This is a genomic window from Halorientalis marina, assembly GCF_023028345.1.
Taxonomy (GTDB): domain Archaea; phylum Halobacteriota; class Halobacteria; order Halobacteriales; family Haloarculaceae; genus Halorientalis; species Halorientalis marina.
On the sequence record NZ_CP095487.1, the window covers coordinates 1497518 to 1523528 of the forward strand.

Sequence of the window (26011 nt, forward strand, 5' to 3'; positions counted from 1 at the left end):
CACGAAAACGACCGCCTTCTAAACCTTTAACAGATGTCCGGCCGAGTGTATCTATTGGAGGTTACATTATGCCCGAGCATTCCGAACCAGAACTGCCGCCACTGCCCTACGACTACGACGCGCTCGAGCCGTCGATCAGCGAACAGGTCCTCGAGTGGCACCACGATACCCACCATCAGGGGTACGTGAACGGCCTCGAGAGCGCCGAAGAGACCCTGGCCGAGAACCGCGAGAGCGGTGACTTCGGCTCCTCGGCGGGCGCGATCCGGAACGTCACCCACAACGGCTGTGGGCACTACCTGCACACGCTGTTCTGGGACAACATGGATCCCAACGGCGGCGGCGAGCCGTCCGGCGAACTCGCCGACCGCATCGAGGAGGACTTCGGTTCCTACGAGGGCTGGAAAGGCGAGTTCGAGGCCGCTGCCGGTGCCGCCGGCGGCTGGGCCCTGCTGGTCTACGACCCCGTTGCCGATCAGCTGCGCAACATCGTCGTCGACAAGCACGACCAGGGCGCGCTGTGGGGCTCACACCCCATCCTCGCCTGCGACGTCTGGGAGCACTCCTACTACTACGACTACGGCCCGGACCGCGGTTCCTTCATCGACGGCTTCTTCGACGTCGTCGACTGGGACGAGGTCGCGGACCAGTACCAGAAGGCCACCCAGCAGTAGAGTCAGTCGCCCGAGCGCAAACCTCGACTTTTCTTTCGCACACACCCGTCAGCCCCGCGGCTATCAATCGTCGGCAGTCTCCGAGACTGCCGATGCCGAGACGACGCCGACGTTGCGGAACTCGAACCGTGCGCCGCCGCTCTCGCCTCCGGTCACTGTCACCGCCCAGCACGACCAGTTAGGAGTACCCGGCGTGGAGCCAGTAGGCGATCCCGAGCCCGGCGTACTCTCCCGTCACCGGGTCGAACTGGTAGAACCACTGGTGGTACCGGTTCTAAGCAGCACCAGAACGACGCCGAGCGGTTCGACGGACAACAGTGCCCAGCGCCGCCAACCCACCCGCTCCCGACGACCGCTGAACACGAGCGCGAACGCCCCCCAGCCGGCGACGGTCGTCGTCACGCCGAAAAAAAGCACCACGGCGGCAGGCGGGGCGTGATCCCGGAACGAGGCGAAACCGACGCCGACGGCACCGACGAGCCAACTCACGACCCCGGCAGTGATGACGACGAGTGGGAGCGCACCGGATTCCGAGCGGTTTCGCCAGGCGTAGCCTCCAAGAAAGAGGGCGAAAACGGCACCGAGGAGTTCGACCGCCTGGAGAGGGGAGAACTGGGCCGCTATCTCCATATCGAAGGGGAACCGCGGTAGAAGACCCTCGGGCCGATTCGCGGTCGTGAACCGCCGAGTGGTTTCTCTAACGTCTCCACGGAGCCGACTGTCGGTCCGTGTGACACCTCGCCACACCTTTTATTCCGGACCGCTTACGACTGGGGGCACATGGGCGTCGAAGACCAGACACCGATCACGCGACCGTCGGAGCCGCCGGGCGACCCGACGGCGTTGGCACGCAGCCCGGACGAGACCATCGCCGAGTACGTCGACCTCGCGGCCGACCTCCGGGCGGCGGTCGACGGCGACGTTCGCTTCGACGAGTACGCACAGCTCCTGTACGCGACCGACGGGAGCATCTACCAGGCACGGCCCGCGGGCGTCGTCTATCCGGAGGACATCGCGGACGTACAGGCGGCGGTCACGGCCGCCGTCGACCACGAGGTACCGATCCTCCCCCGCGGTGCCGGCTCCTCGCTGGCCGGGCAGGCCGTCGGCCCCGGCTGTGTCGTCCTCGATATGTCGCGGCACATGGACGGCATCCTCTCGGTCGACCCCGACGGGCAGACGGCGACCATCCAGCCCGGCGTGGTCCAGGACGACCTGGACGACCACCTCGCCGAGTACGGCCTGAAGTTCGCCCCGGACCCGGCCTCCTCGAACCGTTCGACGGTCGGGGGCGGTATCGGGAACAACTCCACGGGCGCACACTCCGTCCGGTACGGCATCACCGACGCCTACACGGAGGCGGTGAAGGCCGTCCTCCCCGACGGGACGCTGCTCCACGCCCGCGAGGTCGTCCTCGACGGCGAGGAGTACGAGGCGATCGTCTCGAAGGACGACCGCGAGGCCGAGATCTACGAGACCGTCAGGGGGCTCGTCGAGGACCACGAGGCGGAAATCGAGGAGCGCTACCCCGACCTCAAGCGCCGCGTCTCGGGGTACAACCTCGACCGCGTCATCTACGAGAACGAGGACGGCGAGGAGGTGATCAACCTCGCGAAACTGTACGTCGGTTCGGAGGGGACGCTGGGCGTCCTCGTCGAGGCCACTGTCGGCCTCGTCACGGTGCCCGAGGAGACTGCGCTGGCGCTGTATCACTTCGAGGACCTCGTGGACGCGATGGAGGCCGTCCCGGAGGCCCTGGAGTTCGACGTGAGCGCCGTCGAACTGATGGACGACGAGGTGTTCCGGCTCGCGGCCGAATCGGACGGCTACGACCAGTACGTCGAGCCCATCCCGGAGGGGACCGCCGCGTCGCTCATGCTGGAGTTCGACTCCGAACTCCACGACGACTTCGAGGCGGCCATCGCCGCCACGAACGAACACTTCGTCGAGAACGGCGACGCCTTCGACGTGCTGGAGGCCTACGACCAGGGCGAACAGGACGACATCTGGGCGCTCCGGAAGGCCGCCATCCCACTCCTGATGAGCCTCGAAGGGGACCCCAAGCCGTACCCGTTCATCGAGGACGCGACGGTGCCCCCAGAGGAACTGGCCGAGTACGTCATGGAGTTCGAGGAAGTCCTCGAGGACCACGACACCTCCGCGGCCTACTTCGCCCACGCCGGGAGCGGCACGCTGCACATCCGGCCCATCCTCAACCTCAAGACCGGCGAGGACATCGAGACGATGCACTCCATCACGGAGGACGTGACCGACCTCGTCCTCAAGCACCACGGGGCGTTCTCCGGCGAGCACGGCGACGGGATGGCCCGCACGGAGTTCAACCCCAAGATGTACGGCGAGGCCCTCTGGGAGGCGTTCAAGGCGGTCAAGACCGCCGTCGACCCCGATTGGTTCATGCACCCCGGCAACGTCGTCTACCGGGAGAGTCCGAGCGACGTGGGGCCGGACAGCGACCGGGGCGTCGGCGCGGACATGCGCGAGAACCTCCGGTACGGTGCCGATTACCAGTCACTGGAGCCCCAGACCGAACTCGACTTCGCCGACGAAGGCGGCTTCTCCCACCTCGTCGAACTCTGTAACGGCTGTGGGACCTGCCGGCAGACCGGCGAAAACACGATGTGTCCCACCTACCGCGCCTCGAAGGAGGAGATCCAGGCCACCCGCGGCCGCGCGAACCTGCTCCGGGCGGCCATCAGCGGTGAACTCCCCGAGGAGGAACTCTACTCCGAGCGGTTCCAGTCCGAAGTGCTGGACCTCTGTGTCGGCTGTAAGGGGTGTAAATCGGACTGTCCGACCGGCGTCGACCTCGCCAAGCTCAAAGCGGAGGTCAAACACGAGTACCACGAACGCGAGGGGACGAGTCGCCGCTCGAAACTGTTCGGTAACGTCGACCGCGTCTCCGCCATCGGGAGCAAACTCGCGCCGCTCTCGAACGTCGCGCAGAAGCTCCCGGGCTCGGACTTCCTGGCGGAGAAACTGTTCGGCATCGCGCCTGAGCGGGACCTGCCGCGGTTCACCGGTGAGACGCTCGAAGACTGGTTCGCGGCACGCGGCCCAGAGGTCCCGCTTCCGGAGGCAGAGTCGAAGGTGCTGCTGTTCCCGGACACCTACACGAACTACAGCTACCCCGAACCCGGGAAGGCGGCCGTCGAACTGCTGGAGGCGGCCGGCATCCACGTCCAGGTGCTCGACAGCGACGAGGTCGCGCCGAGCGGGCGCGCGGCCTTCTCGATGGGCCTGCTCGACGACGCCCAGGAGCGCGCCCGGACGAACCTCGACGCGCTGGCTCCCTACGTCGAGGACGGCTGGTCGGTGCTGTTCGTCGAGCCCTCCGACGCGGTGATGTTCCAGGACGAGTACCTGGACCTCCTGGACGACGACCGCGCGACGGACCTCGCGACGGCGGCCTACGGCGTCGCCGAGTACGTCAACACCCACGCCGTCTTCGAGGACCTGACCTTCGACGCGCCCGCAGAGTCGCTGGCGTATCACGGCCACTGCAACCAGAAGGCGCTGAACCGCGACTTCCACGCCGCGGCCGCGCTCCGGGAAGCCGGCTACGACGTGGACCACCTCGACTCCTCGTGCTGTGGCATGGCCGGTTCCTTCGGCTACGAGGCCGAACACTACGACCTCTCGAAGGCCATCGGGACCATCCTCTACGACCAGATCGAGGACAGCGACGGCGAGACCGTCGTCGCGCCCGGGGCGTCCTGTCGCTCACAGCTGGCCGACGACGACTTCGAGGGGGAACACCCGGCCCACCCCGTCGAGAAACTGCGCGAGGCGCTTGCCTGATCGGTCCGCACCACTCCCCCCTCGTCGGCGAATCCGCACCCTTTACTCCCGGGCCGGCTAACCGAGCGGCAATGCCCGTTCCGAAGTCCGAGTTCGACGATCTGCGGCCGCTGGAGTTCCAGGAACCCGAGGACGTGCTCGACCCCGACGAGATGTACACCGTCTACGAGATCTCGCGCCTGTTCCAGGGACTCGACCCCGGACAGGACCTCGACCCGGAGACCGAAGCCATCCTGCTCGACTGGACCATCCCGTGGATGGTGTATCACGCCGACCGGTTCGTGTTCGCCGAACCGGCCGCCGACGACGATCCTGGCCTGTACGGCCTCGCCGAGGACGCATGAAGCTCCTCGTCGCCGGTGCCGACCGCGTCGACGCCGGCAAGACCACCTTCACCGTCGGCCTGCTTTCCCGCCTCGGCGCCGTCGGCTTCAAACCGAGAGCGGGGAACGACTACTGGTTCCACCACGACGACTACCGGTACGCCGTCGAGCAGGGACGACTGTTCGGGAAAGACGCGAAGCGACTCGCCGCCGCCAGTCCCGGTGACCTCGACCCGGAGGACATCAATCCTATCCACCGGCTGTGGCGCCCGTCGCCCGGGTCGGGTGCGGGGATGCTCGGGCAGGAGGACCGTCAGTTCGTCGTCGACCGCGTCGCTGAGAACTTCGTCGTCAACGACACCGTGGCTGTCCCCGACGGCGCACGCGAGCACCTCCCGCTCGACGACGCCGTTCGCGTCGACTCCCTCGACGGCTTCAACGACGTGATGGCACAGCTCCACGTCGTTGCCCTCGACGGCATCGCCCGACGAATCGCCGACCGCGACCGGGCGGTCGTCGAGTCCTACGGCGACGTGGCACGGCCACTCTCGGCGTTCGAACCCGACGCCGTCGCGGTCGTCGAGCCGGGTCGGGCACGCGTCTACGACGGGGGGCGGTACGCGAAGGCCTGTGAAGTCGCCACTGGCAGTCCCGAGGAGGGGCAGCTCGAGGAACGCGTTCCGAACGTCATCGACCTGATCGACGCAGCGGGCGCGGTCGAACTGCCCGCGCTCGGGAGCGACGAGCGGGACGACCCCGCAACGGTCGCCCGGGCATACGACGATGCGTACGAGGCGCTGCTGACCGTGGCGCGGGCTGACTGAACGCGGCCTGCGCCAGCGACGCCGGTTAGACGCCCATTCGCGCGGCCTGCGCGGCGAGTTCGATATCCTGGTAGGGATTCGTCGTTATCGAGGGCCCGTGTCCCGTGTGCATCGCCGCGAGGTCCTCGTCCGCGGTGTCGAGCAGGCGGTCGATGCTCTCGACGAGCGTGGCGCGGTCGCCCCCGGCGAGGTCGGTGCGACCGAACCCGCCGTTGGCGAACACGAGGTCGCCGGCGAAACAGACGCCCGGGTCGGCGGCGTAGAAACAGAGGTGGTCGTCCTTGTGGCCGGGCGTGTGCAGGGCGCGGTAGTCGTCGTCGCCCAGCTGGACCGCCCCTTCGTCGGCGATGGCGTGATCGACGCCCGCGAACTCGGGGTCGAACCCCCATACGTCGACGCCGAAGGCGTCCACCACTGCGGCGAGGTTCCCGACGTGGTCGGGATGTGTGTGGGTGAGGACGACGGCATCGATGTCGTCGACCCGCTCGCGTATCTCGCTCACCACGTCGAAGTCGTTACCAACGTCGACGACGACGGTGCGTTCGCCCTCGACGAGAAAGGCGTTGCTCGTGAAGACGCGCTGCCCGCGTGCGAGGTTCGTGATCATGTCGACTCGTAGACCGACCCGCGTCTTGGAGGTATCGTTTCCGTCCCTCCCGCCCGTCGTCGGGCCGGGCCGAACATGCTCGGCGGCCGCGGTCGGACGGCCGGACCGCATCCCCACGCCCGGACGGGGTATCAGGCGAGAAACGACCCACAGGGCTATGTATGTGGAATGGTAATCGGCTACGGAGAGCAGAATGACTGACTCGACAGCGCCTGTCGTGCTCATCGTCGAGGACGAGCCCGACGTCGCCGAAACCTACAATCTCTGGCTCGCGGACGAGTACGACGTTCGCATCGCCGAGGACGGGGACGAGGGGCTGGCGAAACTCGACGGGGCCGTGGACGTGGTTCTTCTCGACCGGATGATGCCGGGTCTGTCCGGTGACGAGGTGCTGGAGCGGATTCGTGACCGGGAACTCGGCTGTCGGGTCGCGATGGTGACGGCCGTCGAGCCCGATTTCGATATCCTCGAGATGGGGTTCGACGCCTACCTGAGCAAACCGATCCGGAGCGACGAACTCCACTCCACCGTCGAGAAACTCCTCGAACGGTCGGAGTACGACTCGCTCCTTCAGGAGTACTACGCACTGGTCGAAAAGCAGGCCACACTTGAGACTGCAAAGAGCGGCGCCGAACTGGCCGAAAGCGAGGAGTACGAGGGGCTCACGGACCGTGTCGACGAGCTCCAGGACGACCTCTCGCGGACGCTCGGTGGCGTCGAAGACGACGCGGATTTCATTACCGCCATCCAACGGATCGGCGGGGGAGAAGACACGTAGCAATGTACGATCTATCAGACGTACTCGATACGGACGCGGTCTCGTCGGTTCGGCCCGGCACGAGCGTCCTGATCGCCGGCCCGGCAATGACCGGCAAGGAGAACCTCGCGAAGGACATCTTGGCCGACGGGTCCCGGCGCGGTGAGGGGGCACTCGTCGTCTCGACCAGCGACGGCGCAGAGAACGTCGTCGCCGACTACCGCGAGCGCGCCGCCGGAATCGACAACCTCCAGCTCGGCGTCGTCGACTGTCGCGCCGAGGGCTCCAGTTCCCTCGAGAGCCGCGACGGGCTCTACGTCCACCACGTCTCCTCGCCCGGCGACCTCACCGGCATCGGGATCGGCATCACGAAGGCGCTCGAATCGCTCCACGGCGCCGGTGCCGACCGCGGCCGCATGGCGCTCATGTCGCTGTCGACCATGCTCACCTACACCGACCGCGAGACTGTGTTCAAGTTCTGTCACGTGCTGTCCTCGCGGCTCGACGCCGCCGGCTACCTCGGCGTCTTCACCATCGACACCGGCGCACACGACGAACAGACCCTCCAGGTCATCAAGCAGGCCTTCGACGGCCTCGTCGAGATCAGGGACGGCGACGCCGGCCGCGAGGCCCGCGTCCTCGGCCTCACCGACGGTCCGACCACCTGGGCCGCGCTTTGAGGCCGCCGGCCGTCACTCCAGCGGGCCACCCACCAGCACCAGCCGTGCCCGCTCGTCCCCGCGGTTGTGTATCTGTCGCGTCTCTCCTGGGTCGATCCTGACGGCGTCGTCCCCCGTCAGCGTCACCGTGTCGTCAGTGAACTCGATGTCGACCGCCCCCGACACGCAGACGTACACCTCCTCCTGCCCGTCGCCAGAGTGGTCGTGTTCTTTGCCTTTCGCACCCGGCTCCAGTTCCAGAATCGTCACGCCCACCTCGCTGGTGTCGAGTGCATCCTTCAGGAACCACATGCCGCCGTACTCCTCGGGCACGACCGATTCCACGTCCGCCGTCGAGGCTGTCCGGTAGCCCATACCCGACCGTCCACGCCAGGTCCCCTCAAACTATTGCCTGGACTCCCGGACGCGCCAGGCAGGAGAACGGAGCGGGGATGTGAGAGCTGTCCCGCTCGGGACGACGATATACCCCCACGGTGGAACTACATTGCGCCGAATATGTTGGCCTGTGCGGCCCACGCAGTGGGTTTCGTCCCGAACCCCTCTGGTTTGCAGCGACGACAGCGCTTTTGCGTCTCGGCCGCGGGGTGGTGAGTATGGAGGTCCAGTTGCTCGAAGCCACCGAGGACCCGGAGCGAGTCATCTGCACGGCCGCGCGGAACGACTACATGAGCGAGTTCGTCGGCGACTGCTCGTTCGACGAGATCATGGAGACGGCGGAGGGCGACACCATCGAGGAGAAACAGGAGACGCTCATCGGCCACCTGCTCGACCACGGGCACTTCGGTCCCTTCGAGCACCCACAGGCCACCTTCGCGGTGAAGGGGATCAGTCGCTCCTGCATGGCCCAGATCACCCGGCACCGCCACGTCAGTTTCGATATTCAGAGCATGCGCTACGTCTCTTTCGACGACGTGGATCCCGCCGACGTGCGCGAGGGCGAACTGGTCGTCACGCCGCCGTCGGCCACCGACCCCGACTGGGTCGGCCGCAACCAGGAGAGCGGCTCCGTCGGCGAGGAGACCGCTGAACGCCGCGAGGAGGTGTTCAACGACGCCATCGAGCACGCCGTCGAGTCCTACCAGGAACTGCTCGACCTCGGGATGCCCCCCGAGGACGCCCGTTTCGTCCTCCCCATCGGCACGAAGGTCAACATGGTCATGTCGATGAACGCCCGGATGCTGATGCACGTGGCCGACATGCGTGCCGCGGCAGACAGCCAATGGGAGATCCGGAACATGACCGAGGAAGTGCTGGACCTCGCCGAGGAGTGGTGTCCGATCACCTTCGAGCACTACAACGAGCACATGAAAGGTCGGAAAAACCGGCTGGCGCCCTGAATCGAGTCTCGCCTCCTGAAGGCCCACAGTACTGTGGGTGGACGCCTATCGGCGGCGAGCGCGGACGGTCCCGTATGGAGATCGCAGCCGATGCGACGGAGTTGATCGGTGAGACGCCGCTGGTACGCCTCGATTCGTTCGCCGACAATCTCGTGGCGAAAGTCGAGGCGGCCAATCCCTATTCGGTCAAGGACCGGATCGCCCGCGGGATGATCGGGTGGGCGGAACGCGAGGGGCATCTCGACGCGGACACGACCGTCGTCGAGCCGACGAGCGGCAACACGGGGATCGGGCTGGCCGTCGTCTGTGCCGCGAAGGGGTACGACCTCGTGTTGACGATGCCGGAGTCGATGAGCGAGGAGCGCCGGAAACTGCTCTCGGCGCTCGGAGCCGACATCAGGCTCACGCCCGCCGACGGCGGGATGGACGGGGCCATCGAGGCCGCCGAGCGACTCGCGGGGACGGTCGACGACGCCTTCGTCCCCCAGCAGTTCGAGAACCAGGCCAACCCCGCGGCCCACCGCGAGACGACCGGCCCCGAACTCTGGGCGGCCACTGACGGCCAGCTGGACGCCTTCGTCGCCGGAATCGGCACCGGCGGGACCATCACCGGCGTCTCCGAGTACGTGAAAGGTGAGCGCGACGAGTCACTCCACAGCGTGGGCGTCGAACCGGCCGATTCGCCGGTCCTCACCGGTGGCGAGGCTGGGTCACACGGCATCCAGGGTATCGGCGCGGGATTCGTGCCCGAGGTACTCCGGACGGACCTGCTCGACGAGGTCGTGACCGTGACCGAGGCCGACGCGAAACGACGGGCGCACGAACTCGCGGCGGACGAGGGGCTCGTCAGCGGTATCTCGGCCGGCGCTGCCCTCCACGCGGCCGTCGAGGTCGCGACCCGCGAGGCTCACGCCGACGACCTCGTGGCCGTCGTCCTCCCCGACTCCGGGGAGCGGTATCTCTCGACGGACCTCTACGAGGACACCGCCACGATGATCGACGCGGAGCCCGCACTGGCCGACGACTGAGCGCCTCGGTCGGGGACTGGGCGAACGTGTTTCCCCGAGTAAATTTGAACCGGGGGTGAGTGCGATCACGTATGAGCGACACAACGCAGGTCGAACTCGCCGTCGACGCCAGGGAGGTGTGTCCGGTTGCGACAGCCTCGGCGGAGCAGGGCGTGGCCGAGTCGGTGTCGTGGAGCGAACAGCCCGACGGGACCGTCGTGGAGGAGTTCTCCGTCGACGGTGAGGCCGACACTGACGGCGCGGCGGCGGAGTCGGAGCTACTGTTCGACACCGGGACGCGAACGCGATACCGGTTCGAGCGGACGCCGGACCCGGAGACCTGCCCGTGTGAGCGGATCGAGTCGCTCGGGGTCCCCGTCACCGACGTCCGGGCACGCGACGGGTCGCTGTACGTCACCTTCTACGTCGCGGACGTGACGCGGGTCCGCGAGATCGTCGACGAGTTCCGCGAGCGCTACGGGAAGGTCCGGCTGACCCAGCTCCGTCGGTCGGGCGACACTGCCGGCGGCGACCCGGTCCGCATCGACCGCGGCCGCCTCACCGAACGACAGTACGAGGTCCTCGACACGGCGTTTCGGATGGGTTACTTCGAGCGACCGAAGGGGGCGAACGCCTCCGAGGTGGCGGCGGAACTCGACATCTCGGTCGCCACGACGGTCGAACACCTCTCGCGCGCCCAGACCAAGGTCCTGGAATCCCTGCTCGCCACGTCAGACGCCGTGTGAATCGGCCGCCGAAAACGGTGTGGTAGAGGACACGAGGGGGCCCGGGATGGCCCGTGTCGACACCCAGTCGGGACCGGCCGGCCAATCGCCCGGAGTCGGCGGTCCCAATATCCACTGGTCTCGCTTCGGTATTGAAGATCCACCCATCATTCTGTGGCAATTCAAGTGGAGCAGGTCAACCGCTCCGAGTGTTAAAAACAACTTGGTATGAGAGGGTAAAACTACACTACGGCGAGGGGCGACTCATCGGATGGCCAGTGAGGTCAATGGGCTCCCCACTGCACCCCACTCACTGGTGTGGCTCCCTACTCACGGACGGACACGCCCGAAACCTGCCCACTCACCCCAGATGCACTGGTCAGGTACGGGGCGTGGCCTTTGCCGTTTTCCGAAACCCGTAGGCCGACCCCGCTCGTGGGTGTGGGTATGAGCGACCGACTCGACGCGCTCGCGAACCGGGAAGGGTGGCACGTCGACGGCCGGGCGGCACGGGTCCACTACGAGGGCGCGACCGACCGCTACAGCATCGAGTACTACGAACCGAGCGACTGCGTCCTCTACTGGAAGGTCGACCCCGACGGCGACCTCGCCGTTCCAGTCGGACGGGGGACGGTCCCGTCGCCGCTCCGGGAACGGGTCCGGGAGGACCTCGCGGCGGCCGATATCGACCCCGAGATCGAATCGCGGTCCCTCTAGGGTCGTGGCCCGCGCAGTACGAGCCCGTTCTCCCGATCTCGGGGCTCGTCCACCGCGTCGACTGCTGCCTCCACCGCCGCCTGGCTCGCCCCCGTCGGCGGCGCCATGACGACCTCGCGGTCCTCGCCGCTCGCGTCACTGCCGCGCTCTCCGTCGGCGGTAGCATCGGCCTCCTCACGTTGGCCGGGCCCGTCGTCGACGAGCCGTCGGTCGCCCGTGAGGTCGGCGAGCGAGCCACGTACCGCCGCGCTCTCCGCTTCGAGACCCGCGACTCGAGCGTCCAGTTCCCTGATCCGCCGCTCTAGGTCGTCGAGTCGCCCGTCGGCCATTGTCATAACATGACACGCTCTCGACCTTAAGCGTTCGTCAGACGCTCGTCTGCCGCCGGTCTCGGCCGGCCTCGGTGTTCCCACGAAGGCAAATTCCGACGCCGGGTTTTTGTTCCTGTCCCGCCAGGGGTGGCACATGAGCGACAGCGACGGGGCGATAACGTCGGCGGCGACGGCGATCAGGGAGGCGGACTCGGTGGTCGCGATGACGGGCGCGGGCGTGAGTACGGCGTCGGGGATTCCCGATTTCCGTGGCGACGACGGCCTGTGGGAGCGCCACGACCCGATGGACTTCCACATCGACCGGTTCCGTGCCGACCCCGCGGGGTTCTGGGAGGACCGTGTCGACCTGCAGGCGGCCATCTTCGACGACGCGGCTATCGGTCCGAACGCCGCTCACGAGTCCCTGGCGGCCCTCGAAGCGGCCGGCCACCTCGATACCGTCATCACGCAGAACATCGACGGCCTGCACCAGGAGGCCGGTTCCGAGAACGTGATCGAGATTCACGGTTCGGCCGCACGGGCCGTCTGCCGGGACTGCAAGCATCGCTACGACGCCGACCCGGTCATCGAGCGCGCCCGCGACGGCGAACTGCCGCCGACCTGCGAGGAGTGTGGCGACGGCACTCTCAAGCCCGACACCGTCCTCTTCGGGGAACAACTGCCGGAACACGCGCTGATGAAGTCCCACGCGAAGGCACAGAACGCGGACGCTTTCATCGTCGCGGGGTCGTCGCTGACGGTGGAACCGGCGGCCTCGCTCCCCCGGGAGGCCGCTACGCGGGGCGCCACGCTCGTCCTCGTGAACCTCGAATCGACGCCGCTGTCGGACCAGGCGGACTTCGACTTCCGGGCGGACGTGACTGAGGCCCTGCCGCGACTCGCCGACGCCGTCCAGTCCTGACACTCCCTCCCTGCCGCCCCATAGGTTTTTGACCCATCCCGTCGTGGCCTCCGGTGCTATGGAGTACGAGGTACTCGACACCGAGGACGTGCCAGTTACCGACCTCTCCGACGTCGAAGGCGTACCCCCAGACCTGGACATCCGGCCGGTGGGCCAGCAGATGGGACTGGACAACCTCCACGTCACGCTGTGGTACTTCGAGCCCGACGAGGAGATCCAGTATCACGCACACAGCGAACAGGAGGAGTTCTACTACGTTATCGAGGGCGAGTTCTCGCTGAAGCTCGGCCGCTCCGGCGAGGAGGAGTTCGTCGAGGTCGGCCCCGGTGCGTTCTGGGCCGCCGGCCCGGAGATCGGCCACGGCCACCGCTACACCGGCGACGACGAGGGTGTGATCCTGGCTATCGGCGCGCCGGCCGTCGAGGACCCAGGACTCGACCCCCACAGCCTCGACGAGGACGAGTAGGCCGCCCGCGGTGACGCCGTCTCAGGCGTGACTCCGGTCGAGATAGTCGAGGATTTTCTCCGATTCGGCCATCGTCACACCGCTGTCCTCGTCGACGACGACGGGCACCTGCCGCTGGCCCGAGACCCTGGCGACTTCGTTGCGCTTCGAGTGCAGTCCCTCGACCCAGATGCTCTCGTAGTCGACGTCCAGCTCCTCGAGCCGGTCGACGACGAGTTCGCAGTACGGACAGCCCTCCAGCCGGTACAGCGTGAGCGACATACCTCCCCGTAGGGCCCGGGGCGTCTAAAGTCCCGGGGCGTCGGCCGGACGCCCGTCGGGCCGTCCCTGCCGACGAAGGTGGTTTTTTGTCGGTGCCGGTCGATGCCCGGGTATGCCACCGGCCGAGGGCGACACCATCGACGACTTCGAGGCGACGCTGTGTGACGGCGAGACGTTCCGCTCGACGACTCTCTCCGCGGCGCTCGGGGACCGGGGCGGCGTCCTCGTCAGCACCGGGTTCGTCTACAGCGCCATCGCACAGAACTGGTGGAAACGCTTCGAGAAGTACGGCTGGGACGAGTTCGAGGACGCGCCGGTCATCGGGATCAGCCGCGACGGTCCCTACGCCCAGAACGACTTCCTCCGCTGGCTGGGGAATCCACCGTTCCGGATGTTCGCCGACGTGAACGGCGGCGTCACGGAGGCACTGGACCTGATGACCGACCGCGACCACATGGCGAACATCTCGACGCCGTGGCGCTCCGTGTTCGTCCTCGATCCCGACCGGGAAGTCCAGTACGCGTACGTGGCCGACGAGTGGATCGGTCCGCTCCCGCACGAGGACGTGGAGGACGCAGTCGCCGACCTCTGACCGGCGGGCTGTCGCCGCGACTACTCCTCGCGGCCGTATATCCGGTCGATCTTCCCGGCGAACCGCTCGACGACGTTGCGCCGTTTGATCTTCATCGAGGAGGTGAGCAGGTCGTTCTCCGGCGTCCACTCGATGGGAATCAGCTCGAACTGCTTGATCCGCTCGTGTTTCTCGAAGTCGTCGTTGATCTCCTCGACGGCCTCGCCGATCCAGTCGCGGACGCGCTCGTCCTCGCAGATGTCGACGGGGTCCTCGGGGACGACGATGTCCTTTCGGTCGGCCCACCGATGGACGGCCTCGAAGTTGGGGACGATCAGCGCCGAGATGAACTTCTCCTCGTCGCCCAGGACCATGATCTGGTCGACCCGCTCGCTCGTCGCGAAGGCGTCCTCGATGGGGCCGGGCGCGACGTTCTTGCCCGTCGAGAGGACGATCAACTGCTTCAGCCGGTCGTGGTAGATCAGGTAGCCGTCCTCGTCGCGCTCGACGATGTCGCCGGTGCGGAACCAGCCGTCGGTGAAGGCGTCCTCGGTCTCTTCCGGGCGCTCCCAGTAACCCTCGGTGACGTTGGGTCCCTTCACGAGCAGTTCGCCGATCTCGCCGTCGGCTTTCCCCTTCCGGTCGGGGCCGATGACGGTATCGTCGAGTTTGGTCTCCATGTCGACGACCGGGATGCCGAGCGTTCCGGGGCGGGCATCGTCCGGTGGGTTCGTGGAGACGACCGGCGAGGTCTCGGTCAGCCCGTAGCCCTCGTAGATTTCCAGCCCCATCCCCCGGAACAGCTCCGCGAGTTCCTTGTTGAGACTGCCGCCGCCGGAGACGAAGAAGTCGATGTTGCCGCCCAGCTGGTCTTTGACCTGCTGGAAGACGAGTTTGTTCGCGACGTAGTAGCGGAACTTCAGCGCCGTGCTCGGGTTCTCGGTGCGGCCGTACTTGCGGCCGATCTCCAGCGCGCGCTCGAAGATGGCCTCCTTGACGCCCGAACTGGAGGCCTGCTCGCGCATGGCGTCGAAGACGCGCTCGTAGACCCGCGGGACGCTCGTCGCCGTCGTCGGCTGGACCTTCTGGAGGTCCTCCTGGACCGTATCGGGGCTCTCGGCGTAGGCGACGGTCCCGCCGGAGCCGAAGGCGAGGAAGTGGCCGGCGGTCCGCTCGAAGACGTGGGCCAGCGGCAGAAAGGAGAGGGACTTCGAGTCCTCGTCCAGCACCGGCACGTCGTCGTCCTTGTCCGGTCGCGGGCCGTAGCGTTTCCGCACCTGGCTGACGTTGGCACGGAAGTTCGCGTGCGTGAGCTTCACCCCTTTGGGCTGGCCGGTCGTCCCCGAGGTGTAGATGAGACTCGCCAGGTCGTCGGGGTCGGTCTCGTCGATCCAGGACTGGTAGGTCTCGGCGTCGAATGCGTCGGCGCCGCGCTCGTACACCTCTCCGAGCGTGAGGATGTCGTCGCGCTCGTCGTAGATGTCCACGTCGTCCATGATGACGATGAACTCCAGGTCGAGGTCGTCCTCGACGCCGAGCACCCGGGCGAGCAGTTCCTCGTTCTCGACGACGACGCCGTCGGCGTCCGGGTCGTCGAGGAGGTACCGGACCTGCCTGGGCGAGGATTCGGTGTAGATGGTCGTGACGACGCCGCCGGCCGCGAGCAGCGCGAAGTCGGTCTGTGCCCACTCCATGCGCGTGTTCGCGAAGATGCCTACCCGGTCGCGGTGTTCCAGCCCGAGGTCACGAAAGCCCGCCGCCAGGTTTCGGACGATTTCGCGCATCTCCTCGTAGCGCAGGAGCGCGAACTCGCCGTCCGCGGGTTCCGGGACGACTTCGTCCGCCAGCGACCGGTCGTAGATCCCGCCCTTGTACTGCTGCGCCGGGAGGGTCGCGTGCCGCTCGGCGCTGTCCTCGAACAGCGCCGGAATCGTGCCCGTGCCCGTCACCTCGTCCTCGTAAGCCGCCTCCGCCGCCAGCAAATCATCGGTGGTCACCATTGTCACCGTCAACGAAAGGTGTCTAAAAAGAACTTGTGGACCCGTCCAGCGCCGTAATCAGGAGGGAAGCACGTCCGATTCGGTGAACTCGCGCCCACACTCGCCACACCGGTAGGTCCCGATACCGACCTTCCGCACTGGTTCGGAGCGGCCACAGTCGGGACAGTCGATATCGACCAACAGCGTCATGTCCGGAGACAGGAGGCCCCCGACCTTGAGTCTCACGCGTAGCGACCCGTTACACCTCCGGTCCCGCCCCCGCCGCACCGCCGCGGCCGGCGGCGAACGCGATTCGAACTCAGGACAAAATTACCGATCGAACCGGGGGAATAAACGGATTGAACGGTCCGAACGGGCGAGTCGGTTTATGAATGTGTGTGAGTGACAGGCGGGTATGGCATCCCAGAACGGACGTGTGATCGCCGCTGCGACGGCCGAGCGCGCGGACGAGTACGGGGACTGGCTGGACGGGTGGGACGTCGAATCGGTATCCGACGACGACGCGTTACTCGATTCGGTCGAGGGCGAGGCAGCGGTCGTCCTCATCGAACAATCGTTCGGCGACTCGCCACCGGAGCGACTGCTCGACCGGATTCGCGAGCGGGGCGTCGACCGCCCCGTCGTCCTCCTGTGCGAGTCGGAACCGGAGGCGGACGGGCTCGCGGTCAGGTTCACGGAGACGCTCGTGACGCCGACCGACGAGGCCACCCTCCTCGAGACCGTCGAGCGCGTTGCCGCCCTCTCGGAGGAGGAGGTCCAGAAACGGGAGTACGTCTCCCTCGCCGCGACGCAGGCGGTGCTGGAACTCCAGCTTTCGCCCTCCGAGCGCCAGTCCAGCGAGGAGTACGATCGGCTCACCGAGCGCATCGACGCCCTGCGGGACCGCGCCGACGGCTCGCTGGACGACGTGGGCGACCAACTCGCCTGAGTCCGCTCGCTCCCTCGCGACCGTCGCTCGGAGGGCCGGACCGAGCGCCGCCGCGCGGTGATCGGCACCGGTGTGCCACGCCACCCGGTCGGGCCGGTGGCGTTCTCGAACGGTGGGAACGGACCGCAACGGTTTTTGGATTTATCTCCGTTTCTCCCCCCGAGATGGAGAAACCACTGCTCGTCACGGACTTTCTGGATCGGGCACGGGACTACTACGACGAACAGGAAGCCGTCGTCGCGACGACGGGGGACCGATACACCTACGCGGAACTCGGTGAGCGCGCCGACCGGTTCTCGGCCGCGCTTCAACAACGGGGTATCGAGAAGGGAGATCGGGTCGCCGTCCTCGATCCGAACACCCACTACCACCTGGAGGCGGCGTACGGCAGTATCCAGGTCGGTGCCGTCCACACGCCGCTGAACTACCGACTCACGCCCGACGACTTCGAGTACATCCTCGCGGACGCCGGCGTCGACGCCATCTACGCCGACTACGAGTACGCCGACCGGATCGAAGCGGTCCGCGAGTCGGTCCCCACTGAGACGTTCATCACGAACGACACCGACGCGGTCGACGGCGACTGGGAATCGTTCGACGCCGTCCTCGACGCGGCCGGCACCGACTACGACCGCCCCGAGATGGCCGAAGACGACATCGTGACCATCAACTACACCTCGGGGACCACCGGCGACCCGAAGGGTGTCTGCCGGACTCACCGGACGGAAACGATCCACGCCTACCTCGTGAGCGTCCACCAGGAACTCTCCGACGACGACGTCTACCTCTGGACGCTCCCGATGTTCCACGTCAACGGCTGGGGACACATCTACGCCGTCACCGGCCTCGGCGCGAAACACGTCTGCACCCGCGGCGTCGACGCCGAGTGGATTCTCGACACCGTCGTCGCCGAGGACGTGTCGTACCTCTGTGGCGCGCCGACCGTGCTGAATATGCTGGTCGATTACTACGACGACCACGACGGCGAGGTGCGGACGCAGGGCGAGAACGACGTCCGGATCGCCACCGCCGGCAGTGCCCCGCCGGAGGCCACGATTCGCCAGGTCGAAGACGAGTTCGGCTGGTACCTGAAACACGTCTACGGGGCGACCGAGACGGGACCGCTGATCACCACCTCCGACGCGCGACGCCTGTTCGACGACGACAGCGACGCCCGGTTCAAGATCAAGAAACGGCAGGGACTGGGCTACCTCGGGACCGACGTGCGCGTCGTCGACGAGGACGGGAACGACGTCCCGCGCGACGACGAGACCCTCGGCGAGATCGTCGTCCGCGGCAACCAGGTCATGGACCGCTACTGGAACAAGCCAGAACAGACAGAGGAGGCGTTCGACGACCGCCTCGAGGGGTACTACCACATGGGCGATCTGGCGACCGTCGACGACAACGGGATGGTCTCGATCAAGGACCGCAAGAAGGATATCATCATCTCCGGCGGCGAGAATATCTCCTCGATCGAACTCGAAGATACGCTGTTCGAGCACGAAGCCGTCGGTGCCGCCGCCGTCATCCCGTCGCCGAGCGAGGAGTGGGGTGAGACGCCCAAGGCCTTCGTCGTCCCCGCCAACGGCGACCCGGAAAACCCGGGCGTCACCGAGGCGGAACTCGTGGAGTTCTGTGAGGAACACCTCGCCCGTTACAAGATCGTCCGCCGGTTCGAGTTCGTCGAACAGTTGCCGACCACTTCGACCGGGAAAGTCCAGAAGTACGAACTGCGACGGCGCGAGTGGGACGACGAGGACCGGATGGTCGGACAGGGATAGAAGCCAGGGCTGGGATTTGAACCCAGGGAGTCTCGATTACAAGTCGAGTGCTTGAACCGCCCAAGCTCCCCTGGCACCAGCGGTGGATTATTTGTTCTCCTTTGAGTGAGTGTCGTTTTCGACCGGTTTCTCCAGGGCGACGCGGTGGGCGTCGTAGCCGTGCTGACGGTAGAACCGCCGCGCGGCCTCGTTACCGGCCATTACCTCAAGCGTGATCGTCTCAACGCCGCGATCCGCGAGTTCGCGCTCGGCCGCCGCCAGCAGTTCGCTACCGACGCCCTCGCCCCGGTACGCTGGTTCGACGTAGATGTTGTGGACGAGCCCGCGGGTCCTGACCGTGGCGAGTGAGCCCAGTTCCACGTCGAACATCACGAACCCGACGATGCCGTCGTCCTCGTAGCGGGCGACGCGGACGTTGTCGCTGACGATGGCGCGTCCGATCCGTTCTCGCATCTCCGCGCGGTTGCCCTCGGCGACGAGGTGTGAGTCGTGGTCGCGCTGTTCGGTCGCGAGGTCCACCCAGTAGTCGGTGAGGCGGTCGACCGCGCTCGGATCGGGCGATTCGACGATCACCTTCGGAGGACTTCGACTGCCGGCAGGCTGTCGCCGGTGAGCATCCGCAGTGCCGCACCGCCGCCGGTACTGACGTGGTCGAACCCCTCGATACCGTGTCGGCGCAGCGCCGCCGCGGTGTCACCGCCGCCGACGATGCTGTACTCGGCGCGCGTCGCCGCGGCGAAGACCTCCTTCGTCCCCTTCGCGAACCGCTCCTCCTCGAAGACGCCCGGGGGTCCGTTCAGGATGGCCGTGCCCGCGGTTTCGAAGGTGTCGGCGTAGGCCGCGATGGTCCGGTCGCCCACGTCGAGGGCCGGCTGGTCGACCGGCAGGTCCTCGACGGCGACCTCGACGCGCTCGCCGTCCCGACCGATCGCCACGTCTTCGGGGACGTTGATTCGGTCGCCGTACTCCTCCAGCAGGGCGCTCGCGTCGTCGATGGCGGTCGCGTCCCGGTCGACGATGGCATCGTGTGACGGGTCCCCGATCCAGACGCCGCTGGCCTCGAGGAAGGCGTTGCCGGTCATCCCGCTCGTGAGGATCTGGTCGGCGAGGTCCCGTTCGAGGACGCTTTCGGCCACGTCGAGGGCGTCGGCGATCTTCGCGCCGCCGAGGGCGTACACCCGCGGCCGCGGCGTCTCCTCGATGTGCCCGAGGACGTCGAGTTCCCGCTCCATGACCCGGCCGGCGTAGCTCGGGAGCCGGGGCGGGAAGCCGATCATCGACGGCTGGGAGCGGTGCGCGGCGGCGAACGCGTCGTTGACGAAGACGTCGAACGCCGGGACGAGCCGGTCGACGAGGAAGGTCTCGGCGGCCTCTTCCGCCGGAAACTCCATATACTCCTCGCTGTAAAAGCGCGTGTTCTCGAGGAGGACGGCTTCGCCGGCGTCGAGGGCGGCGATGGCGTCGCGCGCCTCCGCGGAGAAGGTCGCGTCACAGTACGCGACCGGGTATTCGAGCATCTCGTCCAGCCGTGCGGCGTGGTCCTCCAGACCGGCGAACTCGTCGCCGCCGGGGCGGCCCTGGTGGGCGAGGACGGCAACTCTCCCGCCCCGGTCGAGCAGCTCGTCCAGCGTCCCGACGTGCGCGTCCAGACGGGCGTCGTCGGCGAGCCGTCCGTCCGCCGTCAGCGGGCTGTTGATGTCCACGCGCACCCCCACCGTCGCGTCCTCGACGGTGAGGTCGTCCAGCGTCGATATCCCCATACCCCACCTCCCGCGTCGCAGTGGATATGTGTTTTGTTGTTCGTTGATTGCCCTCGTCGCTGCGGTCCGCCGACGGCCTCGGCGAGCGGTTGTGAGAAGATTCATTTACTAGCGAGTGCCTTCTCCTCCCAATGGGTGTGAGCGATTCGTACGCACGTGGGCGACGGCTGGTGATCGAGCAGCCGGGACTGCTCGTCGTCGGGTTCGGCGCACTGCTTCTGTTCGCTGATCTCGTGCGAAAGCTCCTGGTCGGCTCACTGACGGTCGCGTCGCTCGGCGGGTTCGTCTGGAACGGCATCGTCATCGGACTCATCATCGGGCTCGCGGGAATCGGGCTCTCGCTGACGTACAGCATTCTCGGCTTCGCCAACTTCGCACACGGGGATTACGTCTCCTGGGGGGCCTTCTCGGGGTGGGCCGTCGCCTACCTCATCGCCGGCCTCGGTCGCTTCGACGCCGGCGGCCTGCTTCTCATCGGTGCCGGCGACGGCCCGGCACCTGCCGACGTCGGCATCAGTATCGCGACGACGCCCGGCAGTATCGTCGCCGGCCTGGTCGTCGCCGTCGCGTTCACGGTCGGGCTCTCGCTGCTGATCGACCGCGTCGTCTACCGACCGATCCGGGGAGCCGACGGCATCTCGCTGCTCATCGCCAGCATCGGCGTCGCCTTCGCCCTCCGCTATCTCATCGTCTTTTTCTTCTTCAACAGCCGCGAGGGCGTCACCGACCTCGGGTCGGTTCCGAAGTACGACGTCGCAGGGATTTCCGTCACGGCCCACCAGCTCACCATCGTCATCATTGGCATCGTGCTGATGCTCGGCGTCCACCTCCTGCTCCAGTACACGAAACTCGGGAAGGCGATGCGAGCGATGGCCGACAACCGCGACCTCGCTCAGGTCACCGGCATCCCCACCGAGCGGGTCATCAGGACGACCTGGATCCTCGGCGGCGGGCTGGCCGGTGCCGCGGGGTATCTCGTCGTCCTCACACAGGGGACTATCGCCTTCGACCTCGGCTGGCTCCTCCTGCTTCTCATCTTCGCGGCGGTCATCATGGGCGGGATCGGGTCGATCTACGGCGCAATCGTCGGCGGGCTCGTCATCGGGCTCGCCAGTCGCGTCTCGCTGGTCTGGCTCACCAACGACTTCTCGAGTTTCAGCCAGGCCGTCGCCTTCGTGCTCCTCATCCTCGTGCTGTTGTTCCGTCCGGAGGGCATCTTCGGCGGGGTGAGTACGGCATGAGCTCCGAAGCGTCCGGGTCGGCCGGGGACGTGGCGGGGCGCCTGCGGGCGGTCGTCACCGCCACCGACCGCCGGATGGTCGCGGTCACGATGGCGGCCATCTACGCGCTCTTCCTGCTCGCGGGCATGTATCTCGGCCGCGACCTCGCGGGGATGTTCTCGCTCGTCCAGCAGGTCACCTTCTTCACGGCCGTCTACGCGCTGGTCGTGCTCGCCCTGAACCTCCACTGGGGCTACGCCGGCCTGTTCAACATCGGCGTGATCGGGTACATGGCCGTCGGCGTCTACACGATGGCTATGCTCTCGGCGCCGGTCTCCGGGTCCCCGCCCGGCCTCGGACTCCCCGCCCCGGTCGGAATCCTCGGCGGGATGCTCGCGGCGGCGTTCATCGGCCTGCTCACCGCTCTGCCGGCACTCAGGCTCCGGGCCGACTACCTCGCCATCGTCACCGTCGCCATCTCCGAGATCATCCGGCTGACGTTCAACTCCCCCGCTCTCAGCACGTTCAGCCTCGGCGGTGTCACGCTCGGGACCGGCGGCGCGAGCGGAATCGGCGACTTCCCGATCAATCCGGTCAGGGCCCTCTACTACAGAAACCCCGGGGACGCGGCCTCCGAGCCGACCGCCTTCGGCGACGCAGTGTTCACATTCTTCGAGAACTCGCTGTCGATCTATCGCCCGGCGCTCGCACTCGATCTCACGTACGCGCTGGTCCTCGTCGTCCTCGTCGCTCTCGTCTACACCCTGCTGGCCCGCGTGGGCAACTCCCCGTTCGGACGCGTCCTGAAGGCCATCCGGGAGGACGAGATGGCGGCGAAGTCCCTCGGAAAGGACACCAACATGTTCAAGATCAAGACGTTCATGCTGGGCTGTGCGCTGATGGGCGTCGCCGGCATCGCCTGGTTCGGCTACGGTATCGGCGCCGTCTACCCGCAGAGTTTCCGCCCGCGGGTCACGTTCTACGTCTTCATCGCGCTGATCATCGGCGGGGCCGGCTCCAACACCGGGAGCGTCCTCGGCGGGGCGATCTTCGCGAACATCCTCTTCCTGTTCCCGCCGATCCTCTCGAACATCGTCACGCAAACTTTCGCCATCGGCGCGAGCCCGAACAACGTCGTCGAGGCGGTCGGACCGGTCGCGGCCGGCAACCTCGCGCCGCTCGTCGGCTACATCCTCGGCCAGATTCCACAGTTGCGGTTCGTCCTGGTCGGCGTCATCCTCGTCTACCTGATACAGAACCGCCCCGAAGGGGTACTCGGCCACCGTGGGGAGGAAGCGTCGACCATCGACCTGAGTGAGCGGCGCGCCACGGCCGACGCCGCCGGCAGTCCGGCGGCCGACGGTGGGTCCGGAGGTGAGACCGATGAGTGAATCCGAGGAAGTCACGGCGGAAGACGGCGAGACGGCTGCGAGCGATCAGGTCGCCGGCGACAGTGTGACCACGTCCCCCGATGCTCCGCTCCGGATCGAAGACCTTCGAAAGGACTTCGGCGGGCTGACCGCCGTCGACGGTGCCTCCTTCGAGGTCGAAGCCGAGTCACTGACCGGCCTGATCGGGCCGAACGGTGCCGGGAAGTCGACGACGTTCAACTGCATCACCGGCGTCCACGAGCCGACGGCCGGTGCCGTCTACTTCAAAGACGAGTCGATCACCGGGCTCTCGCCCAACGCCGTCGCGAACCGCGGGCTCGTTCGGACCTTCCAGATCGCCCGCGAACTCGCCGAGATGACCGTCCTGGAGAACATGATGCTCGCGCCGAAAGACCAGCTCGGCGAACAGCTTTACCGGTCGGTGCTGCCGGGCCTCCGTGGCGACGTCCGCGAGCAGGAGACGGAGATGCGCGAGGAGGTCTGGGAGACCCTGGAGTTCTTCGAGATCGACCACCTCGCCCGCGAGGAGGCGGGCAACCTCTCGGGCGGGCAGCGGAAACTGCTCGAACTCGCGCGGGCGCTGATGACCGACCCGGACATGATGTTGCTGGACGAACCGTTCGCTGGCGTCAACCCGACGCTCGAGGAGAAACTGCTCGACCGCATCCACGCGCTGCGCGAACAGGAGGGCCTGACCTTCCTGCTCGTCGAACACGACATGGACCTCATCATGAACAACTGCGATCCCGTCATCGTCATGCACCAGGGGCAGGTCCTCGCGGAGGGCCGCCCCGAGGAGATTCGGAACGACGACCGTGTCATCGAGGCCTACCTCGGGGAGGACATATGAGCGAGACGAGCGCGACCGTCGACGTGGACACCTACGCCGACAGCCTCCTGCAGGTCCGGGACCTCGACGCAGGCTACGGCGACCTCCAGATTCTCGAGGACGTGGACCTCGACGTGGCCGACGAGGAGTACGTCACCGTCGTCGGCCCGAACGGCGCGGGGAAATCGACCGTCATGAAATCGGTCTTCGGGCTGACCACGTACATGGGCGGGTCGGTCACCTTCGACGGCGAGTCGATCCACGGGCTCCGTCCCGAGGAGATCATCCATCACGGGATCGGCTACGTCCCACAGAACGAGAACGTCTTCGCCTCCCTGACCGTCGAGGAGAACCTGGAGATGGGTGCGTACATCCTCGATTCGGTTCCCGAGGACGCCATGCAGGCCGTCTACGACCGATTTCCCATCCTGGAGGAGCGCAACGACCAGAAAGCGGGGACGATGTCGGGCGGCCAACAGCAGATGCTCGCGATGGGGCGAGCGCTGATGCTCGAACCCGACCTCCTCCTCCTGGACGAGCCAAGCGCCGGGCTGGCGCCGGACCTCGTCGAGGACATGTTCGACCGGATCGACCGCATCAACGAGGCCGGGACGGCCGTCCTCATGGTCGAACAGAACGCGAAAGAAGCCCTCCGGCGGTGTGACCGCGGCTACGTCCTCGTCCAGGGACAGAACCGCTACGAGGAAGCCGGTGACGTCCTGCTGAACGACCCCGAAGTGCGCCAGCAGTTCCTCGGCGGGTGAGCCAGTAAAACGAAACCGGAGTCCGGTCAGGCCGAGAACTGGATTTCTTCGATGGTCTCGACGCCGCCGCCCTCCTGGAAGCCGAACAGTTCGTAGGTCGCGGCCCGGAGGTCGCCGTTGTCGTCGAAGTCGACGGCGCTGGAGGCGCCCGCGTACTGGATTTCGGTCCCTTCGGCGGCCATCGAGAGGCCGTCGGCGAGCGTCGAGGGCGTCACTTCTTCGCCGCCGGGGTTGGCGACGGCCTGCATCTGCTCGGCGATGGGCGGGCCGGCGTTCTCGCCGGCTTTGGCGTTGGCGAGCAGACAGACCGCGGTGGCGTCGAACGCCTGCGAGGTGAAGACGCCGGGTTCGCTGTCGTACTCGTTCTGGTACTGCTCGGTGAAGTACTCGTTCCCGGGGCCGGCGGCCAGCGGCGCGGTCCCGCGGACGTTCGACATCGCGTTGCCGACGTTGCTCGGGAGGTCCGCGCTCCGCAGGCCGTCGGTCACGAAGATCGGCGTCTCGCCCGGGTAGTCCGTGTAGTAGTCACGGAACAACTGGACGCCGCTCTCGGGGTAGCCGATGACGACCATCACGTCGGGGTCGTCGCCCAGCGCCTGGTTCAGCTGTGAACTGTAGGAGTTCGCGCCCTTGGGGAACGACACCTGGTTCTGGACGGTGCCGCCGAATGCCGAGGCGAAGCTCTCGGAGAGCAGTTGCCCGTAGGAGTTGTTGACGTACATCGTCGCCGCCGTCTCCGCGCTCTCGCGCTCGGCGGCGACCTGTGCCAGCACCTGCCCCTGCAGGCGGTCGGTCGGCGGCGTCCGCCAGATGAGGTTCTTGTCGTCGAGGTCCGTGATCGCCGGCGACGTCGAGGCCGGCGAACACCCGACGACGTTGTTCGGGATGAACACGTTCTCGGCGACCTGGATCGTGACCTCCGAGGAGGCTGCGCCGGTCACCGCCGGATAGCCCGCGTCGACGAGCGTCTGTGCCGCCGACTGCCCCTGACTCGGGTCGGTCTGGGTGTCCTCGACCTGACTGTCGATGGTGAAGTCGGTCTCGCCGTCGAGGACCTTGAACGGGAGCGTCGCACCGTCCCGGATCGGCTGCCCGAGGTTGCCGAGGTCGCCCGTGAGCGGCATCAGGACACCTTGACTGAGTGTCCGGCTGCCGCCGTTACCGCCACCGCCGCCGGTACAGCCCGCCAGTGCGATGGTCCCCGCTGCGCCCAGTCCCTTCACTACGTCGCGTCGACGTACGTTGCGTGACATATTCGATAGCAACTATCGTGCTTAACGTATTAAAAGTGCCCAATCCACTGTCCTATTTTGACATGCTTTCGGGCCCGAGTG

Annotated in this window: 29 protein-coding genes and 1 tRNA gene; 19 read left to right on the forward strand and 11 right to left on the reverse strand. The window is 66.9% G+C overall.

The features are described 5' to 3' along the window. Positions 1-68 precede the first annotated feature (68 nt). A complete protein-coding gene (gene sod, locus MUG96_RS07605; RefSeq protein ID WP_246988011.1) occupies positions 69-674 on the forward strand; it encodes a superoxide dismutase [Mn] in 606 nt (201 codons plus the stop codon). Positions 675-908: 234 nt separating this feature from the next. Here sod and MUG96_RS07610 read toward each other — a convergent pair whose 3' ends face one another. Further along, positions 909-1304 (reverse strand): histidine kinase N-terminal 7TM domain-containing protein, encoded by a 396-nt coding sequence (locus MUG96_RS07610; protein WP_246988013.1) that lies wholly within the window; start codon positions 1302-1304, stop codon positions 909-911. Between the two features lie 150 nt (positions 1305-1454). On the opposite strand from MUG96_RS07610, the gene MUG96_RS07615 reads away from it, so the two are divergent. The 3 genes from MUG96_RS07615 to MUG96_RS07625 all read left to right on the forward strand — a co-directional run bounded on the left by MUG96_RS07615 (position 1455) and on the right by MUG96_RS07625 (position 5640). Beyond that, entirely contained in the window at positions 1455-4493 is a 3039-nt protein-coding gene (locus MUG96_RS07615; RefSeq protein ID WP_246988014.1) for an FAD-binding and (Fe-S)-binding domain-containing protein, read from the forward strand. 71 nt (positions 4494-4564) lie between these two features. Beyond that, positions 4565-4837, forward strand: coding sequence for a DUF5827 family protein (locus MUG96_RS07620; RefSeq protein WP_246988016.1), 273 nt, complete (start codon positions 4565-4567; stop codon positions 4835-4837). After that, positions 4834-5640 carry an ATPase gene (locus MUG96_RS07625; protein WP_246988018.1) on the forward strand — a complete coding sequence of 269 codons (807 nt, stop codon included), beginning with the start codon at positions 4834-4836 and terminating at the stop codon, positions 5638-5640. Before MUG96_RS07620 ends, MUG96_RS07625 begins: the two co-directional genes overlap by 4 nt. Before the next feature lie 25 nt (positions 5641-5665). Here MUG96_RS07625 and MUG96_RS07630 read toward each other — a convergent pair whose 3' ends face one another. After that, a complete protein-coding gene (locus tag MUG96_RS07630) occupies positions 5666-6247 on the reverse strand; it encodes an MBL fold metallo-hydrolase (RefSeq protein WP_246988020.1) in 582 nt (193 codons plus the stop codon). A 193-nt stretch (positions 6248-6440) separates the two neighbouring features. Here MUG96_RS07630 and MUG96_RS07635 point away from each other — a divergent pair, with 193 nt between their 5' ends. Both MUG96_RS07635 and MUG96_RS07640 read left to right on the forward strand, forming a co-directional pair. Continuing rightward, on the forward strand, positions 6441-7025 hold the full coding sequence (locus MUG96_RS07635) for a HalX domain-containing protein (protein WP_246988022.1): 585 nt from the start codon (positions 6441-6443) through the stop codon (positions 7023-7025). A 2-nt stretch (positions 7026-7027) separates the two neighbouring features. Continuing rightward, positions 7028-7684: an RAD55 family ATPase gene (locus MUG96_RS07640; protein WP_246988024.1), complete on the forward strand. Its 657-nt coding sequence runs from the start codon at positions 7028-7030 to the stop codon at positions 7682-7684. Between the two features lie 12 nt (positions 7685-7696). Here the strand turns inward: MUG96_RS07640 and MUG96_RS07645 are convergent, their stop codons facing one another. After that, positions 7697-8038, reverse strand: coding sequence for a cupin domain-containing protein (locus tag MUG96_RS07645; RefSeq protein ID WP_246988026.1), 342 nt, complete (start codon positions 8036-8038; stop codon positions 7697-7699). 239 nt (positions 8039-8277) lie between these two features. Between MUG96_RS07645 and thyX the strand changes: the two genes are divergently transcribed. The 4 genes from thyX to MUG96_RS07665 all read left to right on the forward strand — a co-directional run bounded on the left by thyX (position 8278) and on the right by MUG96_RS07665 (position 11470). After that, entirely contained in the window at positions 8278-9021 is a 744-nt protein-coding gene (gene thyX / locus MUG96_RS07650) for an FAD-dependent thymidylate synthase (protein WP_246988028.1), read from the forward strand. A gap of 74 nt (positions 9022-9095) precedes the next feature. Continuing rightward, positions 9096-10049 carry a cysteine synthase A gene (gene cysK, locus MUG96_RS07655; RefSeq protein ID WP_246988030.1) on the forward strand — a complete coding sequence of 318 codons (954 nt, stop codon included), beginning with the start codon at positions 9096-9098 and terminating at the stop codon, positions 10047-10049. A 71-nt stretch (positions 10050-10120) separates the two neighbouring features. Beyond that, positions 10121-10774 carry a helix-turn-helix domain-containing protein gene (locus tag MUG96_RS07660; RefSeq protein ID WP_246988032.1) on the forward strand — a complete coding sequence of 218 codons (654 nt, stop codon included), beginning with the start codon at positions 10121-10123 and terminating at the stop codon, positions 10772-10774. 426 nt (positions 10775-11200) lie between these two features. Next, entirely contained in the window at positions 11201-11470 is a 270-nt protein-coding gene (locus tag MUG96_RS07665) for a DUF7538 family protein (RefSeq protein ID WP_246988034.1), read from the forward strand. Here MUG96_RS07665 and MUG96_RS07670 read toward each other — a convergent pair. Beyond that, a complete protein-coding gene (locus MUG96_RS07670) occupies positions 11467-11799 on the reverse strand; it encodes a hypothetical protein (RefSeq protein ID WP_246988036.1) in 333 nt (110 codons plus the stop codon). The genes MUG96_RS07665 and MUG96_RS07670 overlap by 4 nt on opposite strands. 136 nt (positions 11800-11935) lie before the next feature. On the opposite strand from MUG96_RS07670, the gene MUG96_RS07675 reads away from it, so the two are divergent. Next, a complete protein-coding gene (locus MUG96_RS07675; RefSeq protein ID WP_246988038.1) occupies positions 11936-12703 on the forward strand; it encodes an NAD-dependent deacylase in 768 nt (255 codons plus the stop codon). 58 nt (positions 12704-12761) lie between these two features. Next, the gene (locus MUG96_RS07680) at positions 12762-13169 is read left to right on the forward strand and encodes a cupin domain-containing protein (protein ID WP_246988040.1); all 408 of its coding nucleotides are present in this window, start codon (positions 12762-12764) and stop codon (positions 13167-13169) included. Positions 13170-13190: 21 nt separating this feature from the next. On the opposite strand, the gene MUG96_RS07685 is transcribed toward MUG96_RS07680, so the two are convergent. Then, positions 13191-13430 carry a glutathione S-transferase N-terminal domain-containing protein gene (locus MUG96_RS07685; protein WP_246988042.1) on the reverse strand — a complete coding sequence of 80 codons (240 nt, stop codon included), beginning with the start codon at positions 13428-13430 and terminating at the stop codon, positions 13191-13193. Positions 13431-13542: 112 nt separating this feature from the next. Between MUG96_RS07685 and MUG96_RS07690 the strand changes: the two genes are divergently transcribed. After that, the gene (locus tag MUG96_RS07690) at positions 13543-14022 is read left to right on the forward strand and encodes a redoxin domain-containing protein (protein WP_246988043.1); all 480 of its coding nucleotides are present in this window, start codon (positions 13543-13545) and stop codon (positions 14020-14022) included. 20 nt (positions 14023-14042) lie between these two features. On the opposite strand, the gene MUG96_RS07695 is transcribed toward MUG96_RS07690, so the two are convergent. Continuing rightward, complete coding sequence (locus tag MUG96_RS07695; protein ID WP_246988045.1) at positions 14043-16001, reverse strand: AMP-dependent synthetase/ligase; 1959 nt, start codon at positions 15999-16001, stop codon at positions 14043-14045. Positions 16002-16058: 57 nt separating this feature from the next. Further along, complete coding sequence (locus MUG96_RS24140) at positions 16059-16190, reverse strand: hypothetical protein (RefSeq protein WP_256465437.1); 132 nt, start codon at positions 16188-16190, stop codon at positions 16059-16061. A gap of 205 nt (positions 16191-16395) precedes the next feature. On the opposite strand from MUG96_RS24140, the gene MUG96_RS07700 reads away from it, so the two are divergent. Together MUG96_RS07700 and MUG96_RS07705 are read left to right on the forward strand one after the other, a co-directional pair. After that, positions 16396-16929 carry a HalX domain-containing protein gene (locus MUG96_RS07700; RefSeq protein WP_246988047.1) on the forward strand — a complete coding sequence of 178 codons (534 nt, stop codon included), beginning with the start codon at positions 16396-16398 and terminating at the stop codon, positions 16927-16929. A 164-nt stretch (positions 16930-17093) separates the two neighbouring features. After that, positions 17094-18713 (forward strand): long-chain-fatty-acid--CoA ligase, encoded by a 1620-nt coding sequence (locus MUG96_RS07705; protein WP_246988049.1) that lies wholly within the window; start codon positions 17094-17096, stop codon positions 18711-18713. A 1-nt stretch (position 18714) separates the two neighbouring features. Here the strand turns inward: MUG96_RS07705 and MUG96_RS07710 are convergent. From MUG96_RS07710 to MUG96_RS07720, 3 genes are all read right to left on the reverse strand, one after another. Beyond that, positions 18715-18788 (reverse strand) — tRNA-Thr (locus MUG96_RS07710). Between the two features lie 12 nt (positions 18789-18800). Continuing rightward, positions 18801-19286, reverse strand: coding sequence for a GNAT family N-acetyltransferase (locus MUG96_RS07715; RefSeq protein WP_246988051.1), 486 nt, complete (start codon positions 19284-19286; stop codon positions 18801-18803). Beyond that, positions 19283-20473 (reverse strand): phosphoglycerate kinase, encoded by a 1191-nt coding sequence (locus MUG96_RS07720; protein WP_246988053.1) that lies wholly within the window; start codon positions 20471-20473, stop codon positions 19283-19285. The genes MUG96_RS07715 and MUG96_RS07720 overlap by 4 nt, the downstream gene beginning before the upstream one ends. A 131-nt stretch (positions 20474-20604) precedes the next feature. Here MUG96_RS07720 and MUG96_RS07725 point away from each other — a divergent pair, with 131 nt between their 5' ends. Genes MUG96_RS07725 through MUG96_RS07740 form a run of 4 tightly spaced genes read left to right on the forward strand, consistent with a single transcriptional unit; the run spans position 20605 to position 24677 of the window. After that, complete coding sequence (locus tag MUG96_RS07725) at positions 20605-21714, forward strand: branched-chain amino acid ABC transporter permease (protein WP_246988055.1); 1110 nt, start codon at positions 20605-20607, stop codon at positions 21712-21714. Beyond that, positions 21711-23084: a branched-chain amino acid ABC transporter permease gene (locus MUG96_RS07730; RefSeq protein WP_246988057.1), complete on the forward strand. Its 1374-nt coding sequence runs from the start codon at positions 21711-21713 to the stop codon at positions 23082-23084. The genes MUG96_RS07725 and MUG96_RS07730 overlap by 4 nt, the downstream gene beginning before the upstream one ends. Continuing rightward, on the forward strand, positions 23077-23934 hold the full coding sequence (locus MUG96_RS07735; RefSeq protein WP_246988059.1) for an ABC transporter ATP-binding protein: 858 nt from the start codon (positions 23077-23079) through the stop codon (positions 23932-23934). Before MUG96_RS07730 ends, MUG96_RS07735 begins: the two co-directional genes overlap by 8 nt. After that, positions 23931-24677, forward strand: coding sequence for an ABC transporter ATP-binding protein (locus MUG96_RS07740; RefSeq protein ID WP_246988061.1), 747 nt, complete (start codon positions 23931-23933; stop codon positions 24675-24677). The genes MUG96_RS07735 and MUG96_RS07740 overlap by 4 nt, the downstream gene beginning before the upstream one ends. A 26-nt stretch (positions 24678-24703) precedes the next feature. On the opposite strand, the gene MUG96_RS07745 is transcribed toward MUG96_RS07740, so the two are convergent. Continuing rightward, positions 24704-25930: an ABC transporter substrate-binding protein gene (locus MUG96_RS07745; RefSeq protein WP_246988063.1), complete on the reverse strand. Its 1227-nt coding sequence runs from the start codon at positions 25928-25930 to the stop codon at positions 24704-24706. Between the last annotated feature and the right edge of the window lie 81 nt (positions 25931-26011).

Bases quoted from the DNA above. Each gene is read 5' to 3' on its own strand.
- MUG96_RS07685 (WP_246988042.1), bottom strand. From the start codon at position 13,430: ATGTCGCTCACGCTGTACCGGCTGGAGGGCTGTCCGTACTGCGAACTC.
- MUG96_RS07640 (WP_246988024.1), top strand. From the start codon at position 7,028: ATGTACGATCTATCAGACGTACTCGATACGGACGCGGTCTCGTCGGTT.
- MUG96_RS07690 (WP_246988043.1), top strand. From the start codon at position 13,543: ATGCCACCGGCCGAGGGCGACACCATCGACGACTTCGAGGCGACGCTG.
- MUG96_RS07610 (WP_246988013.1), bottom strand. From the start codon at position 1,304: ATGGAGATAGCGGCCCAGTTCTCCCCTCTCCAGGCGGTCGAACTCCTC.
- MUG96_RS24140 (WP_256465437.1), bottom strand. From the start codon at position 16,190: ATGACGCTGTTGGTCGATATCGACTGTCCCGACTGTGGCCGCTCCGAA.
- MUG96_RS07680 (WP_246988040.1), top strand. From the start codon at position 12,762: ATGGAGTACGAGGTACTCGACACCGAGGACGTGCCAGTTACCGACCTC.
- MUG96_RS07730 (WP_246988057.1), top strand. From the start codon at position 21,711: ATGAGCTCCGAAGCGTCCGGGTCGGCCGGGGACGTGGCGGGGCGCCTG.
- MUG96_RS07740 (WP_246988061.1), top strand. From the start codon at position 23,931: ATGAGCGAGACGAGCGCGACCGTCGACGTGGACACCTACGCCGACAGC.
- MUG96_RS07745 (WP_246988063.1), bottom strand. From the start codon at position 25,930: ATGTCACGCAACGTACGTCGACGCGACGTAGTGAAGGGACTGGGCGCA.
- MUG96_RS07705 (WP_246988049.1), top strand. From the start codon at position 17,094: ATGGAGAAACCACTGCTCGTCACGGACTTTCTGGATCGGGCACGGGAC.
- MUG96_RS07615 (WP_246988014.1), top strand. From the start codon at position 1,455: ATGGGCGTCGAAGACCAGACACCGATCACGCGACCGTCGGAGCCGCCG.
- MUG96_RS07735 (WP_246988059.1), top strand. From the start codon at position 23,077: ATGAGTGAATCCGAGGAAGTCACGGCGGAAGACGGCGAGACGGCTGCG.
- MUG96_RS07645 (WP_246988026.1), bottom strand. From the start codon at position 8,038: ATGGGCTACCGGACAGCCTCGACGGCGGACGTGGAATCGGTCGTGCCC.
- MUG96_RS07725 (WP_246988055.1), top strand. From the start codon at position 20,605: ATGGGTGTGAGCGATTCGTACGCACGTGGGCGACGGCTGGTGATCGAG.
- MUG96_RS07665 (WP_246988034.1), top strand. From the start codon at position 11,201: ATGAGCGACCGACTCGACGCGCTCGCGAACCGGGAAGGGTGGCACGTC.
- MUG96_RS07695 (WP_246988045.1), bottom strand. From the start codon at position 16,001: ATGGTGACCACCGATGATTTGCTGGCGGCGGAGGCGGCTTACGAGGAC.
- MUG96_RS07635 (WP_246988022.1), top strand. From the start codon at position 6,441: ATGACTGACTCGACAGCGCCTGTCGTGCTCATCGTCGAGGACGAGCCC.
- MUG96_RS07700 (WP_246988047.1), top strand. From the start codon at position 16,396: ATGGCATCCCAGAACGGACGTGTGATCGCCGCTGCGACGGCCGAGCGC.
- MUG96_RS07675 (WP_246988038.1), top strand. From the start codon at position 11,936: ATGAGCGACAGCGACGGGGCGATAACGTCGGCGGCGACGGCGATCAGG.
- MUG96_RS07630 (WP_246988020.1), bottom strand. From the start codon at position 6,247: ATGATCACGAACCTCGCACGCGGGCAGCGCGTCTTCACGAGCAACGCC.
- cysK (WP_246988030.1), top strand. From the start codon at position 9,096: ATGGAGATCGCAGCCGATGCGACGGAGTTGATCGGTGAGACGCCGCTG.
- MUG96_RS07660 (WP_246988032.1), top strand. From the start codon at position 10,121: ATGAGCGACACAACGCAGGTCGAACTCGCCGTCGACGCCAGGGAGGTG.
- thyX (WP_246988028.1), top strand. From the start codon at position 8,278: ATGGAGGTCCAGTTGCTCGAAGCCACCGAGGACCCGGAGCGAGTCATC.
- MUG96_RS07625 (WP_246988018.1), top strand. From the start codon at position 4,834: ATGAAGCTCCTCGTCGCCGGTGCCGACCGCGTCGACGCCGGCAAGACC.
- MUG96_RS07620 (WP_246988016.1), top strand. From the start codon at position 4,565: ATGCCCGTTCCGAAGTCCGAGTTCGACGATCTGCGGCCGCTGGAGTTC.
- MUG96_RS07720 (WP_246988053.1), bottom strand. From the start codon at position 20,473: ATGGGGATATCGACGCTGGACGACCTCACCGTCGAGGACGCGACGGTG.
- sod (WP_246988011.1), top strand. From the start codon at position 69: ATGCCCGAGCATTCCGAACCAGAACTGCCGCCACTGCCCTACGACTAC.
- MUG96_RS07670 (WP_246988036.1), bottom strand. From the start codon at position 11,799: ATGGCCGACGGGCGACTCGACGACCTAGAGCGGCGGATCAGGGAACTG.